Annotated in this window: 15 protein-coding genes and 1 pseudogene; 8 read left to right on the top strand and 8 right to left on the bottom strand. The window is 67.3% G+C overall.

Features of this window, described 5'->3' with window-relative positions; all coding sequences use genetic code 11:
* Positions 1-14: 14 nt before the first annotated feature.
* The 4 genes from ACN6LB_RS02085 to ACN6LB_RS02070 form a co-directional block, all read right to left on the bottom strand.
* Positions 15-950, bottom strand: coding sequence for an amidohydrolase family protein (locus ACN6LB_RS02085; protein WP_445024282.1), 936 nt, complete (start codon positions 948-950; stop codon positions 15-17).
* A 10-nt stretch (positions 951-960) separates the two neighbouring features.
* On the bottom strand, positions 961-1,314 hold the full coding sequence (locus ACN6LB_RS02080) for an antibiotic biosynthesis monooxygenase family protein (protein ID WP_445024281.1): 354 nt from the start codon (positions 1,312-1,314) through the stop codon (positions 961-963).
* A gap of 174 nt (positions 1,315-1,488) precedes the next feature.
* Positions 1,489-2,361, bottom strand: coding sequence for a DUF2797 domain-containing protein (locus ACN6LB_RS02075; protein ID WP_445024280.1), 873 nt, complete (start codon positions 2,359-2,361; stop codon positions 1,489-1,491).
* On the bottom strand, positions 2,361-2,789 hold the full coding sequence (locus ACN6LB_RS02070) for an HGxxPAAW family protein (RefSeq protein WP_445024279.1): 429 nt from the start codon (positions 2,787-2,789) through the stop codon (positions 2,361-2,363). The genes ACN6LB_RS02075 and ACN6LB_RS02070 overlap by 1 nt, the downstream gene beginning before the upstream one ends.
* Before the next feature lie 122 nt (positions 2,790-2,911).
* Here ACN6LB_RS02070 and ACN6LB_RS02065 point away from each other — a divergent pair, with 122 nt between their 5' ends.
* Complete coding sequence (locus tag ACN6LB_RS02065; protein ID WP_445024278.1) at positions 2,912-3,412, top strand: MarR family winged helix-turn-helix transcriptional regulator; 501 nt, start codon at positions 2,912-2,914, stop codon at positions 3,410-3,412.
* A gap of 92 nt (positions 3,413-3,504) precedes the next feature.
* Complete coding sequence (locus ACN6LB_RS02060) at positions 3,505-3,954, top strand: SRPBCC family protein (RefSeq protein WP_445024277.1); 450 nt, start codon at positions 3,505-3,507, stop codon at positions 3,952-3,954.
* Positions 3,955-4,202: 248 nt separating this feature from the next.
* Here the strand turns inward: ACN6LB_RS02060 and ACN6LB_RS02055 are convergent, their stop codons facing one another.
* Both ACN6LB_RS02055 and ACN6LB_RS02050 read right to left on the bottom strand, forming a co-directional pair.
* On the bottom strand, positions 4,203-4,775 hold the full coding sequence (locus ACN6LB_RS02055) for a hypothetical protein (RefSeq protein ID WP_445024276.1): 573 nt from the start codon (positions 4,773-4,775) through the stop codon (positions 4,203-4,205).
* 660 nt (positions 4,776-5,435) lie between these two features.
* Positions 5,436-6,005 (bottom strand): DUF4232 domain-containing protein, encoded by a 570-nt coding sequence (locus tag ACN6LB_RS02050; RefSeq protein WP_445024275.1) that lies wholly within the window; start codon positions 6,003-6,005, stop codon positions 5,436-5,438.
* 266 nt (positions 6,006-6,271) lie between these two features.
* Between ACN6LB_RS02050 and ACN6LB_RS02045 the strand changes: the two genes are divergently transcribed.
* From ACN6LB_RS02045 to ACN6LB_RS02030, 4 genes are all read left to right on the top strand, one after another.
* Entirely contained in the window at positions 6,272-6,490 is a 219-nt protein-coding gene (locus tag ACN6LB_RS02045) for a hypothetical protein (RefSeq protein WP_445024274.1), read from the top strand.
* Positions 6,491-6,611: 121 nt separating this feature from the next.
* Positions 6,612-6,836, top strand: coding sequence for a hypothetical protein (locus ACN6LB_RS02040; RefSeq protein WP_445024273.1), 225 nt, complete (start codon positions 6,612-6,614; stop codon positions 6,834-6,836).
* 328 nt (positions 6,837-7,164) lie between these two features.
* A complete protein-coding gene (locus tag ACN6LB_RS02035) occupies positions 7,165-7,449 on the top strand; it encodes a TerD family protein (protein ID WP_445024272.1) in 285 nt (94 codons plus the stop codon).
* Positions 7,450-7,754: 305 nt separating this feature from the next.
* Complete coding sequence (locus ACN6LB_RS02030) at positions 7,755-7,895, top strand: hypothetical protein (RefSeq protein WP_445024271.1); 141 nt, start codon at positions 7,755-7,757, stop codon at positions 7,893-7,895.
* A gap of 331 nt (positions 7,896-8,226) precedes the next feature.
* On the opposite strand, the gene ACN6LB_RS02025 is transcribed toward ACN6LB_RS02030, so the two are convergent.
* Positions 8,227-8,766, bottom strand: coding sequence for a lamin tail domain-containing protein (locus tag ACN6LB_RS02025; RefSeq protein WP_445024270.1), 540 nt, complete (start codon positions 8,764-8,766; stop codon positions 8,227-8,229).
* A gap of 2,598 nt (positions 8,767-11,364) precedes the next feature.
* On the opposite strand from ACN6LB_RS02025, the gene ACN6LB_RS02020 reads away from it, so the two are divergent.
* Positions 11,365-11,580 (top strand): hypothetical protein, encoded by a 216-nt coding sequence (locus ACN6LB_RS02020; protein ID WP_445024269.1) that lies wholly within the window; start codon positions 11,365-11,367, stop codon positions 11,578-11,580.
* 330 nt (positions 11,581-11,910) lie between these two features.
* The gene (locus ACN6LB_RS02015) at positions 11,911-12,444 is read left to right on the top strand and encodes an NUDIX hydrolase (protein WP_445024268.1); all 534 of its coding nucleotides are present in this window, start codon (positions 11,911-11,913) and stop codon (positions 12,442-12,444) included.
* Here the strand turns inward: ACN6LB_RS02015 and ACN6LB_RS02010 are convergent.
* Positions 12,422-12,786, bottom strand: a pseudogene (locus ACN6LB_RS02010) (hypothetical protein); the annotation flags it as partial. The gene ACN6LB_RS02015 and the pseudogene ACN6LB_RS02010 sit on opposite strands and share 23 nt — an antisense overlap.
* Positions 12,787-12,788: the final 2 nt, after the last annotated feature.

Raw genomic sequence — 12,788 nt, 5'->3', positions numbered from 1 at the left:
AGATCTCACTCCCCTCAGATCACCGGCGGACTCCCCGCTGCTCGCCCGGCGTCTGCGAAGAGGCGCGCCGCGTTGTCGTGGCAGACCGCTCGCAGCCAGTCGTCGCCGAGCCCGAGCCGCTCCAGGGCGTGCAACTGGTGGAGGTAGGGATACGGGATGTTCGGGAAGTCGGAGCCCAGCAGGACGCGGTCGCCGAGGTCGGCGAGCCGGGGCAGCGCCTCGCGTGGAAACGGCGCGAGGCGCTCGCTGAAGTCGGTGAACGCCATCGTCGTGTCGAGCCGCACTTCGCCGTACCGCTCGGCGAGTTCGAGGAAGTCGGCGTACTCGGGCATTCCCATGTGCGCGACGACGAGCCGCAGCCGGGGATGCCGGGCCAGCAGCCGGGCAATGGGCTCGGGGCCGGTGTGCTTGCCGGGCGCGGGCCCCGACCCGCAGTGGATCACGATCGGGATGCCGGCCTCGGCGAGCAGTCCCCAGGCGGGGTCGAGGAGTTGGTCGCCCGGGTCGTACGCGCCCACCTGCACGTGCGCCTTGAAGACCCGCGCGCCCGCCTCGACGGCCTCCCGCACATACGCCTCGACGCCCGGCTCGGGGAAGAGGGTCGCCGTGTGCAGACAGTCGGGGGTACGGCGGGCGAAGTCGACGGCCCAGGAGTTGAGCCACTGGGCCATGCCGGCCTTGTGCGGATAGAGCATCGCGGTGAAGGCGCGCACCCCGAACTCCCGCAGCAGCGCCGCCCGTTCGGCCTCCTCGCGGCGGTACGTGATCGGCCACTCGACGCCGCCCGTGAGCGGGCCGAGCCCGTCGAAGTACTCCCACACCTTGTGCAGCACGCGCTCGGGCATGAAGTGGGTGTGGACGTCGATGAGCCCGGGAAGCCCGAGCCGCGACCAGAACCGCCGGACTTCAGCCGGCTCGGTGCTGTCGTCCACGTCAGGCATGTCATCCATGCCGGCCATGTCATCCATGGGCGTCCCGCTCGAATCCATGACTGTGCTCGACCTTGGCGATGTGCAGGGAGTACCGCTCGTACCAGTGTGCGCGCCCGTGCTTCTTGGCCGCCATGTGGTCCATGTTCGTCCGCCACTCCTCGATGGCGGCGAGGTCCCGGAAGTAGGCGACGGTGATCCCCAGCCCGCCGGGCGTGCGCGCGGCGTCCTCGCCGAGGAACCCGGGAATCTCCTTGACCAGCTCCCCCATACGGTCGGCGGTCTCGCCGTATCCGTTGTCCCCCTCGGTTCGCACGGACGTGAACACGACGGCGTAGTAAGGGGGTTCATGGGCGCCGACAGGTGCAATGGGTTGATCGCTCATGTCACCCACGATCGGCCTCGGCGTCCTGCACAGTCCAGCCCCTTTCCGAAAGGGATCCATAAGGGATCCAACTCTTGACCATCACTGCCGACGTGGCCCACGGCCATCGGCGCTGACGGTACCGGCCCCGGTCCTGGTCCCGTAGCCGCCATTGCCGCCGCGGGGATCCGCCCCTCAGAACAACCCTTCCTGCGCGGCCGCGTCCCGAGCGTCCCTCAACTCCCGTACAGGGACGGTGAGTCCACCGCCTCCGGCGGTCAGCTCCCACCCGGTCATCAGCCGCGTGTCGAGGACGACGACACCGCGCTCGGTCGCCAGATGCAGATCGGGCCCGGCAGCGGCAAGCAACTCCCCGCTGACGGCGCCGCCCGCGACCAACTCACGCACGACCCCCTCGACGGGCGCCAGCCCCTCCAGCCCGAACACCCCGAAGTGATCGACGCCCCGGAACGGCACCCGCTCCAGCGACTCGGGCCATCCTTCGAGCCGCGAGGCCCGCCCGTGCAACTCCCCCACCTCACCCACCCGTTCCCCGATGTCCGGCAGCGCGGCCCGCACCGCCCGCTTGTCAGCGTACGGAATCCTGTCGGGCACCTTGAGCGCGGCGCGCAGCAGCTCCTCCGCCCGCCGCGCGGCCATCAGCGGGCCCCGCCCCAGCCAGCTGAAGCAGACGGCTCCCTGCTCCAGCAGCCGCGCGGACCCCCGCTCGACCGCGGTGATCCCCACCTTCACCATTCCGGGCCCGAACCAGGCGAGATACACGTGGTACGGCCGCGGGTCGTCGGCGATGGTGTCGGCGGCCACGGAGTGCGCCCGGTCCAGCCGCGCACACTCCTCGCACCGGGCGCCCGTGCTCCGGCCCGGCACGGCCGTGCTCAGGGGACACATATGCCGCCGGGCGCCCACACATGTCCGTACGCCGTCCTCCACCACCCCAAAGTCCACCCGCTTCCCCCGTGGCAGGGCACTGCTGCGCCCGCCGCCCCACACCAGCACGGGGCCGTCCGCCGACCACCGCAGCCCCGAGCATCTCCACACCTGTGCCATCACTCGCGAGCGTACGCGGGGCCTCTGACATCGCCGGGTTCGCCGGTGACAGGTTCACCGGGGACGGATCCACCAGGGCCGGATTCAACCGGGACGGGTTCCGTCGCTGCGGGCGCGGCATCCGTCGTGGGCCGCCGTCCGGCCAGCCGGCACCCGACGCACCCGGGATGGCCGTGCCGAGCGGACAGGTCCCGCGTCCGCCATGCCCACTGATCAGCGGGCCGCGGCCCCGGCGGCTTGCCCCACCCGGTGAGATGGAGCGTCCATGTGACCAGCACGCTGATCGCGACCAGCACCGGTCCGCCCCACACCCACAGGGCGTTCCCGGCACACACGCCCGCTCCCGCCACGGTGACCCCGACGGTGGCGAGTACGGTCCCGGTCCACCCGGCGACGGTATGTCCTTCATCATGCTGATGTGCGCTCACGTACCTGCCTCTCTCAGTTCGGGCAGCGGAGTTCACGCGAGGGACCGGACTTTGGACTGACAAAGTCCCTCACGACGTAAGAAATTTATCGCAGAAACCTCTCATGCGCTAAGGGAATCTTCATGGAGCAGGGCAAGCCGCGCCCGCCCGCGACACCGGCCCAGGCGCTCGCGGCGATGGACCACCTCATCGCGACGAGCATGATCGGCCAGCAGACGGTGGCCCAGCAGCTGAACCTGAACGTCACCGACCTCACGTGCTTCGCGTACATCCTGGAGGCGGGCGACACCCTGCTCACGGCCGGTGACCTCGCCCAACGCGCTCACGTCACGACCGGCGCGGTCACGGGCATCCTGAACCGCCTCGAACGCGCAGGCTTCGTCGCTCGCCGCTCCGACCCCACGGACCGCCGCCGCGTCCGCGTAGCCGCAGAGCCCGCCGCCGTCGCCCGGGTCCGAGCCGTCTACGAGCCCTTCTACGCCCTTCTCAACGAACTCTTCGCCGACTACACCCCGGCCGAGACCGCCGTCCTGAACGACTTCTTCGGCCGAGCGGGCACGTTGATGGCCACGTTCCTGGAGAGTTGCGCCGAACCGGGGGACATCCAGCCGCCTCCCGCCTGAGCCCGGCGTCGAAGGGCCCCCGGCGCACTGGAGAGGACCGGCGAACGTACCGGTGGGACCATGGACACGAGAACCCTGGAGAAGGGGGCGACATGTCCGCGATCAAGGAAACCATCGACATCGACCGAAGCCCCGAGGACGTCTACGCCTACGTCACCGACCCCTCCCACCTGCCGGAATGGCAGGAGAGCGCGATATCCGCGCACCAGGTGGGCGAGATCCCGATCGGTGTGGGCTCAAGGGTCGCAGTGACCCGGCGGGTCGGCCGGCGCGAGTTCCCGATGACCATGGAGGTCACGGAGTTCGACCCACCGAGGAGTTGGTCCATGCGGGGCGTCGACGGCCCTGTCAGGGGCAAGGTCCACGGCACGATCGAAGCGCTCGGCGACGGCAGCAGCTCACGTCTGACCCTCGACCTCGACTTCGAGTCCCACGGTATGGGCAAGGTCCTCGTACCGATGGTCATCCGCCCTCACGCCCGCAAGGAAATGCCGAGGAACGAGGCGGCCCTCAAGACCCTCCTGGAGCAGGGCACCACCTGACTGCGCCCTGCCGACGGCGGCGTCAACGGCCGGCGGGGCTCTGCCGACGGTTGCGTCAACGGCCGGCGGGGCTCTGCCGCCGGTTGCGTCAACGGCCGGCGGGGCTCTGCCGCCGGATGAAGACCTCGGTGCTCGGCTGCCGTTCGGAGAACCGGCCTGTCGGCGAGACCTCCCACAGCAGGCGACGCCGAACCAACCTGCACCTTGACCTCATGGCGCGGAATCCGAGGCCGCGGGTGGGAACACGATCACGCATCCACGCCCCTCACCAGGCCTGCCAGCTGGATCTGCAGATCCTTGAGGCGTCCGTAGGACTCGATCACCTCCGCCTCGAAGGAATTCGGCCAGTTCGCCTTGGAGCGCCAGGAATACGGCACCCCCTCTTCCTTCCACCTCAGGTGGGACACCCGCCAGGAGTTGTAGTGGTCGATGAAGGCCAGGTAGGAGTCGGGCATCCGGTCACCCACGATGAGGTGGGTCTTCGCGGACAGGAGGTTCTGGATCGCCTCATTGCGCGGCATGAACGCGTGGTCCACCCAGAACAGCCAGAGCTCCTGGTCCTCCGGGCTGAGCGGCCTGCCCGCGGCGAACACATAGTGGCGCCCGAGGGTGTCGCAGAAGTCCCGGAAGGCCGACCGCCCTTCCTCGACCAGGAAGAGGAGCGGGCCGTAGAGCTGCTCCAGCTGGTTCTCCACATGGGTGAGCCTCGCCTCGGCCTGCCTTCGCCTCAGATCGGCCCGGGCGGACAGCGCGTGGTTTGCCATCCATCCGCCGACGGTGACCGTCGCAGCGATCAGTGCTGCCAGGAAGGTCGAATCCATGCCGTCAGATTCTGGGACACATCCCCACCACAGGTCCACCCGCAGGGAGAAGCATCCGAATCCGCCGCCCGAAGCACGCACGACAGTTGCTCCGGCCCCTCCTGGCAACCACCACGGCTCCCGACGCAAGGTCCGGGGCCTCTCACCTGTGTGCACTCGGCAGGATTCGAACCTGCAACCTTCTGATCCGTAGCTCTACAGAGAACGGTCAATGAAGGTCATACACGCCGCCGTGAGGTCTACGACGACTGCTGTTGGGCGCTGTCGGTTGCCGGGGTTGCTGTACTTCGCTGCTGTACCGCATCTCGGGGAGATCGAAGACCGTGTCCCTGGGCGCACAATCTCATCGACCTACGACAACACGTCCGTGGAGAGCCTTCCGACGCGGCCGGCCCGGGCGGCTGACGACGTGCCTCTTCCCGCCGACGAACGACGCCCTTGATCGATGGGTGTCCCGTGCCACTGGATCTTGACCGTTTGCCATCGGACTTTGACGGACGCGAGTCCGTGTCATCGGAGTTTGATCACCGCAGGTCAGCGACTCAGCGCATTGAAGGTGCGCTGAGTCGCTGACCTGCACTTATGTGCAGTTCCTCGTAAACGTGCAGGTCATAGCCTTGCGATCGTCATGCAGGCTGCTCGATTTGTGGGGACGGGGGGTCAGGAAGGCTTGACCGCCGAGACCTGGGTGGCGGTCACCTTGTTGTCGCACTCGGCCCACCACCCGTCGTTCAGGGCGACCTGGTGCTTCCCGGAGTGCGGCAGACCGATGACCATCGTCGGATACGCCTTCGGGGTCGCGCCCGACTCGCAGTAGCCGTCGCCCTCGCCCTGGACCTGGACGAAGGTCAGCTTCACCCACGCCTTGCCGTGCGGCCGGACCGTCACGGTGGTCGCCCTGCCGGTGGGGGTGACCTTGAGTGGGGTGTTGTGGGAGGGGGAGCCGTTGCCGGCGCCCGCGACCGTCGGGTGGCCCTTCAGGACGCACGTCCTCCCGGAGACGTTGGTGAACTTCACGACCGCTGCCCCGGTCCCGGTCCCGACAGGCGGGTGGGCGGCCTGCCAGGCGCTGACCTGGAGGGCGGAGGCCGAGCAGGCGGGCGGCGGGGTGGAGGTGGTGGTGCTCGCCGCCATGGCGGTGCCGGGCAGGATGCCGGTCACCGCCGCCGCGACGGCCGTGACCGCCGTCGTCGCCAGAGCCGCCCTGCGAATGCCGTTGCTGTGACGCATGCTGTCTTCCCCCTGAGTCGTCTCGTCCGCGGGTTTGGTCGTCGGTTGTTGCCCCGCGGTACGCGTGGTACGTGAGTGCAGAAGGGCGGGAGAGCGGCAGGGTTCCGTGCGGCGACCGCTTGTGACGGAACGGTGACGACAGGCTGCACCCGTGCAGATGGCCGTCAGGACAAACGGTCAAGATCCAGTGGCACGGGGCAATGGGCGGCACAGGCGCCCGGCGTCTTCGATGGACGAGAAAATCGAACACATGCTTGAATTTGGTCATGCGACCGTTCCCCGCCGACCTCGCCCAGGCACAGCAGGAGTGGAGCGCCACCTATCAGCAGCTCGCCCAGCGCCCCAGCCTTACCGAGCTGCGCCGACGCCTGCACCGACTGTCGACGCACGTGTACTTCCACCCCTACTGGCAGCACCAGCGGCCAAGCCCCGCAGCGTGGCAGGAGCTGCGCGACCTGGGACGGCTGGACCGGGACCGGACTTGAGAGGCTTCATCGCCAGACTCATCTGCGGCTTCACAGCGACGAGTGCTGTCCGCCGGACACTGAGGGTCCTCGAATGACGCGCTGGAGTGCGGGACCGTACACCCCGGATGATCCTGAAGGCATGTCCGGACCCATACGCGTGATCGTCCATCCACCCTCACCTACCGGTGGCCGGCGCGTGCGCGTGGACGGCGAAATCCTCGGCCTGGCCCACAACCTTGTCGACCTGGCCGAGTTCCTCCGCCGAGCCGGCCTGGAGATCGACGCAGCCGACGTCGCGGGTGCGCCGTGGATCGACTGGCGCGGAGTGGGACCGGACCACTGGGACCCTGAGACAACCAGCTGACGCCCGGCCTGCCTGGCCACTCCGAGACCGCTTCGGGCCAACACGCTTTCCAACTGTGTTGCTGACGCGCGAGGTCGCGCACAGGCCCGTTCACCTGCGTTCATGAGCGTCTAGTCCTTCACTCACCGTTGGCCCCCGTCTCCCCTTGAACGACGGTGAACCGTGCTGAACGAGACGGAAATTGAGACGGGCGTCCGGTCCGCTGCTGCACCTTGCAAGCACAGGAGCATGATCACCTTGGCGGTGCTTCACCGCAGGAAATCACTGTTTGTCCTACACCGGCTGGCTGCGGGTACCACGATGCACGCACCACCGTGCGAGGGCACCTATGACCACCACCCTTGCCAAAGGCGGCAACGCTGTTTTGCCCGCGGCGGTCTGCCGCGTCACCCTCACCTCGCTCACTACAGGCATCGAGGTATCTGCCGTCTTGCTCGCGCAGGACGGCAAGGTGCGGAGTGATGACGATCTGGTCTTCTACAACCACTCGTCGCAGGACCGGATCGTATTGAACGGGCAGACGATCGTTGCGGATCTGACCGTGGTCCCTGCGACAGAGGAGGTGCGCGCGGCGCTGGGCAAGCTGTCCGAAGCGATGGGTGGTGTCAGCTGAAGCGGGGGCGCCGCTGCCGGATGTGCTCTGCGACAGCCCGCCGCGCCATATATCTGTCGCTCCATGGGATGGAACCCAGCGCCTTACAGGCAGGAGGCCGTAACCCCCCGAGAGTCGCCTCGTTGTACATGAACGACCTCCCCTCTCCCTTTTTAGGGACCGGTAGGTCGAAGCAGCTGCTGCGGAAGGCCTCTGGTCCCACAAGAAGGGACCAGAGGCCTTCCGCATGTCGTGGCGGGCTCAGGAACGGGACCCGCCCGCAGCTTCCAGGCGTCCGGGCGGGTCCCGCGTCGAAAGGCACGTGAGTGACTACCGACCGGCTCATCATCACCCTGCTCTGCGCGGCCTTCGTGGCGTACGTCGCCAAGGAGCACCCGACCGTGGTACCGGCATTGACCCTCGCGGCCGCCGTGGCTGCCGTCATCGTGGCGGTGATGCTCACGTAGCGGGGTCGTAGGAGGGCAACACGATCCTCAGACCGACCAGCAGCGGGCTCCACCCTGGGGCCCGTTGCTGTACTTCGCTGCTGCACGCCGCGAAAACGCAAGAGGCCCCGCATCTCTGCGGGGCCTCTCACCTGTGTGCACTCGGCAGGATTCGAACCTGCAACCTTCTGATCCGTAGGATCGGGCAAGCAGTCCGAGGGAAGCTTGGTCTTCGCCGGAACTGATTGCCGACCGTTGTGATCAACAGCCCACGTGTGCCGTGGTTGCCGTCAGCGTTGGCGTCCGCAGCCACCGGTCACCGGACACTGGCCGTCCGCGGGCCGGGGGTGGATCAGCGGCGGCCGCCATGGTGGTCGCCACGGTGCTCGCCACCGCGGTGGTCGCCGCCACGGTGGTCGCCACCGCGGTGGTGGTGGTCGCCCCAGGAGAAGTCGTCGACGAAGCGGCCGTGGTCGTTGCGCAGGGTCACCGTGTCGGAGTCGTTGTCCAAGAACTCGTGGCGACGGTCCTGGAACAGGTTGCTACCCCTGTCACGGCCCTCGCCGGTACGGACGCGGACAGTGGCCCCTCCGTCCAGACGGTAGTGGTGGAAGGTGTAGGTGTGGCCGTCCTCGTCGGCCAGCGTCCACCCGTCCAGATTCACGCCGTGGCGGCTGTTGTTGGTGACCTCCGCCCACTCCTTGTTCAGGGAGCGGGCCGAGTCGTCGTAGCGGCCCGGGGCGTTGTACTGGACGCCGCTGATCTCCACGTTCGCCCGGTGCGGACGGCCGTCGGCCGCGGACGCCGGCAGCGTCACCGCCCCGGCCAGAGCGCCGGCTGCGAGCGCGACGACGGCCAGACTGCGGACGGTTACGATCTTGGAAACAGGCACAGGTTCTCCCTGCTCGGTGCGCGCACAACCCCGCCTGCGGCCAGTCGACCAACGGGATGTGCGGTGTGCGGGTGGCGGCCGGTCGGCCACACATCCACAGCGTGGCCCCGATGTGCCGGTATCGCGGATGAGACGTGAACTACGTTAAGAATCGCCCACATCACCGTTACTCTCCCCTGTATCACCCATTTATCAACCGTATGCACCAGATTGACGCCCCGGCACGACGGCAGCCCGTACGCCCATTGGCCCTGGACATTCGCCACCCCCACCACGCCACCCCACCAACGCGCGTGACGCCACCCGAAAGTGAGTAACAAGGGCCCCCGCATGCCGACGCCTCAAGACAGGCCGACACAGCGGGCCGGAGGGCGGGGGCACGGCTCAGCTCCGGGGCCCCTGTTGGTTGATCGCACGGCGTCGCGGCACACCCGCCCGCCCCTTCACGCCGCGCCGACAACGCCGAACGCATCCATGCACACCCTGCGACCCACCTCGCACACACCGGCGGCCTTCGCCCACCCCTCACCCCGGGGCACTACCGTCAGGACAAAAGCCAGAGGCCCCGCGGATTCCTCCACAGGGCCTCTGATCTGCTGTGCACTCGGCAGGATTCGAACCTGCAACCTACTGATCCGTAGGGTCGGGCAACACTCGGTGCGGAGTGCCAACCGCCTCCTGCCCCGATCGCTCAGGTTTAGCGAGCATGCGCGTCTGTGTGCCGTCGTGCCGTCAGAGCTGCCGTCAAATCCCAACGGCGAGGCCAACATGATGACCTTCGGGCCCAGCTACCGCAGAAGTCACGCGAAGGCACACGCGCTCCGCGTGACCAACTGAGTTACAACCCTCTTCACAGGTTCAAGCCGGCTGCGCTCCGCTCCGCCGGGCGCGCTTCCCGGCTCCGCGCCGGGCGCCGCTCCTGCCTTCGGCCCGCTCCGCCCGCGCTGCGCCGACGCGCGCCCACGCGACGAGAGCCGGGACGTGAGTCGATCACCGTAGAGAGCGACCACCAGTCAGAACAGCCTCCGGCGGGGGCGCTCAGGCTCCGAGATGGCGGGGGCGCCGTTCGCGAGTGCCGGCGGCCAGTGGCGTGCGTGGGGTGCTCCCATCCCGTCTGCCATCGACCCAGGCAGAGCCGAGCAGACGCGGCCCCTGGCGTCCAGGTCGTTCGTACAGTGGCGCGCTCCACCTGGACGCCAGGAACCACGCCCGCTCCACGGTGTGTGGGCCGACGGCAGACGGGATGGGAGCTGGGGTGGATGGTGGGCTGAGGAGGGACGTGGGTGCGACTTGGCACGGGCTGTACCAGTGCTTTACGGCACGACCAGGCCGCAGGTCACGCCCGTGCAGTAGCCTCCGTGCGGAGGGGTGCCATGTCTGCATGGATCATGTTGGGCTCCGGCTGCTTTGTCGTAGTCTTGGGCGTGTTGACCTTGACCGGCAGCCGAGGAATCGCAGAGTACGCGCCGTGCCTAGGGCTGGTTGGGGTCGGATAGCGATGGGTGGCGGTTTCGTCCTGGACGGCGGAGCTAAACTTCTCGGTTTCTATTCCGGAGCGGGGATGGTTGTTTCCACCATTGCCCTCGGGGTCATCGTGCTTGGTGCGGTGCTTCAGCTCCGGGCTGGAATGTTCGCCAAGGCTCGTCATGCTGGCGACGTAGATTGAGCAGTGCCCTTACTCACCGGCCAGGCGACCGTCAGGTGAGCCACTGATGTCTGACACCGGCGGCTGACACCAACATCCGCGAACACGGTCGGATTCCGGCGTACTCCAGCGGCCGGCGTCGAGCCGCTTTCCCAGCGAAGTGCAGGGTGCGGAAAGCGCCGTGACCGACCTGATAAGGATGAGGGCAGACCTCAAAGCCCTGGCCCAGTACGGACGCCGTCCTCACTGTCGGCCAGTGCCCGTCGCCTTGACTCGGCCATTGAGACTCCGCCGACCTAGTGGTGCTGAGCACTCAAATCCTGCGGCGTTCGTTCAGGTCCCGAAGAAGATCAGGTGAATCGGCTACAGCAGCTCGGGCGTCGGCCACGGCCCTTTTGAGACGTGCCCTCCAGAAAAGTCGCGAGCGCCGTGGATGCCAAAGTGCGAGATAGACGACCTCAGTCGCCGCGTCCAAGCCACGGACATACCGGGTTGCAAAACCTCCGCCATACTCCGGATCTGGGTCCTGCTCATAGCTGCGACGACTCGCCAAGTAGAAGGCCACCCGCGTCTGCGCGTACCACTCGGACACATGGTGTGGTACCCCGGCGATCATGGCGGCTGACTCAAAAGTATGAACCGCCCCGCGTAGTCGGCGCCATTCTTCCGGGCCTCCCGAGGACCAAACCGCTTCTTCTAGAGCCGTCATTGCAATGCGAGCAGCGGCACGGGCCTTACGGCGCTCCGGTGCAGCGCTGACGTACTGGGTAACGACTGCACCCACGCTGCCCGCCCCGAGGAGCTGAAGCAACCCCACAAGATCCGCCATGGAAGGACCGTACAGCGGCCCGTCACCCACCTGTGGCGCTTCGACACACCAAGCCTGACACGGAAATGCGCGAGGCCTCGTCGCGGAGCAGCCTGGTAGTGGGGACAGCCGTAAGGAGGCTCCGATGGCGTATCACGAGGAACGCCCCTGGCGCGAGACGCACCGAACCCATCGAGCACGGCCCAGAGCTGCGCTCGGTGGGGTATTGGCGTTGGGAATCGTGATCGCGTTGGCCCTGATCGAGCTTCGGGCAGCAGTGATCTTCGTAGGTCTGACCGTAGTCACGATCTTGGTCTTGCTGATCGGCAAGTGGGTCGGAAATCACGACCGAGAGGGGTGACAGGGCCTGGTCCGTGCCAGACGCGTGCCAGATCGTGCGGGGAACCACAGGGAACACCAGGGAGTCAACGAACTGCCCACCAAGCGTCGACTCGCTCCCGCCGCAGCTCAGCTGCACTGGCACGCTCAGAGAACCCAAGCTTCCCAAGCTGAGCGTTCTTCGAACCGTCCCGGCCACCACGTTCGAGACTTCTCCCATGGGCGCTCGGACGCTCCCAGAGGGTAAGTCTTCCGCAGGGTATCTCGTCAGTGTGACGCAAAAAGAGCTGAACTTACGCCATCCTCTGGGACGGTCTGAGATCCTGGAGACCGATCGAGAGGGGCCGCAGGTATGGAGTGGAAGACCCACGGTGAGCGACAGATCTACACCAACCCTTGGGTGAATCTGTGTCTGGTCGACGTCCAGCAGCCTGACGGGCGCAGGTGGGAGTACCACGTGGTGCGCCTCCGGCACCTGGCCGTGGCCGCCGTGGTGAACGACCGCCAAGAGGTCCTGATGATGTGGCGCCACCGCTTCATCACGGAGTCGTGGGCCTGGGAGTTGCCCATGGGCCTGGTCGAGGAGGGCGAGACCCCGGAAGAGGCGGCGGCCCGCGAGGTTCTGGAGGAGACGGGCTGGCGTCCTGGCCCCATCAAGCCTCTGATCTACGCCGAGCCGGCCAACGGAATCACGGACTCACAGCACCACGTCTTCCGTGCAGACGGGGCGACTTACGAAGGTCCGCCCACGGAGAAGAACGAGTCCGATCGCATCGAGTGGATTCCGCTCTCGGAGGTGCGCGGCATGATCGACCGCCGGGAGATCGTGAGCAGTGGATCGCTCGTCGGCCTCCTGTACCTGCTCATGGATGAAGCGATCCGCTGACCGGTGGAAGAAGGGCCCGTAGCCTCGCCTCGAAGGCCAGCGCTACGGGCTCTTGCCTGTGCGGGCCAACTGGTCGTAGAACTCCCTGAGATGGCCGGACACTCGCTCGGAGGCCACTGTTGATGCGGACTCCAGAGCTTGCGTGGCGGTGTGGCACGACTGATCAAGCTTGCCGTGGTCCAACTGCGTGCGAGCCAGCCAGAACGTGTGAAACGCACGACCGCGCTGGTTGGTACGGTCCTCTCGCCGCAGAGCATCCGCGATCAATGGTTCGGCGGTCGCTGCCTCTCCCAGTCACCCGTGGGCGATGCCGGTGTCCACGATGAGCTTCGGCTCGTCGAAAT

The organism is Streptomyces sp. SAS_270, assembly GCF_052543295.1.
This window is presented reverse-complemented; position numbering and strand designations above follow the sequence as displayed.

Coding starts and splice junctions, on each gene's coding strand:
- ACN6LB_RS02065 (WP_445024278.1), top strand. CDS start 2,912: ATGGAGCAGGGCAAGCCGCGCCCGCCCGCGACACCGGCCCAGGCGCTC.
- ACN6LB_RS02075 (WP_445024280.1), bottom strand. CDS start 2,361: ATGGCACAGGTGTGGAGATGCTCGGGGCTGCGGTGGTCGGCGGACGGC.
- ACN6LB_RS02020 (WP_445024269.1), top strand. CDS start 11,365: ATGGCGTATCACGAGGAACGCCCCTGGCGCGAGACGCACCGAACCCAT.
- ACN6LB_RS02015 (WP_445024268.1), top strand. CDS start 11,911: ATGGAGTGGAAGACCCACGGTGAGCGACAGATCTACACCAACCCTTGG.
- ACN6LB_RS02085 (WP_445024282.1), bottom strand. CDS start 950: ATGGATGACATGCCTGACGTGGACGACAGCACCGAGCCGGCTGAAGTC.
- ACN6LB_RS02035 (WP_445024272.1), top strand. CDS start 7,165: ATGACCACCACCCTTGCCAAAGGCGGCAACGCTGTTTTGCCCGCGGCG.
- ACN6LB_RS02050 (WP_445024275.1), bottom strand. CDS start 6,005: ATGCGTCACAGCAACGGCATTCGCAGGGCGGCTCTGGCGACGACGGCG.
- ACN6LB_RS02045 (WP_445024274.1), top strand. CDS start 6,272: ATGCGACCGTTCCCCGCCGACCTCGCCCAGGCACAGCAGGAGTGGAGC.
- ACN6LB_RS02060 (WP_445024277.1), top strand. CDS start 3,505: ATGTCCGCGATCAAGGAAACCATCGACATCGACCGAAGCCCCGAGGAC.
- ACN6LB_RS02080 (WP_445024281.1), bottom strand. CDS start 1,314: ATGAGCGATCAACCCATTGCACCTGTCGGCGCCCATGAACCCCCTTAC.
- ACN6LB_RS02040 (WP_445024273.1), top strand. CDS start 6,612: ATGTCCGGACCCATACGCGTGATCGTCCATCCACCCTCACCTACCGGT.
- ACN6LB_RS02055 (WP_445024276.1), bottom strand. CDS start 4,775: ATGGATTCGACCTTCCTGGCAGCACTGATCGCTGCGACGGTCACCGTC.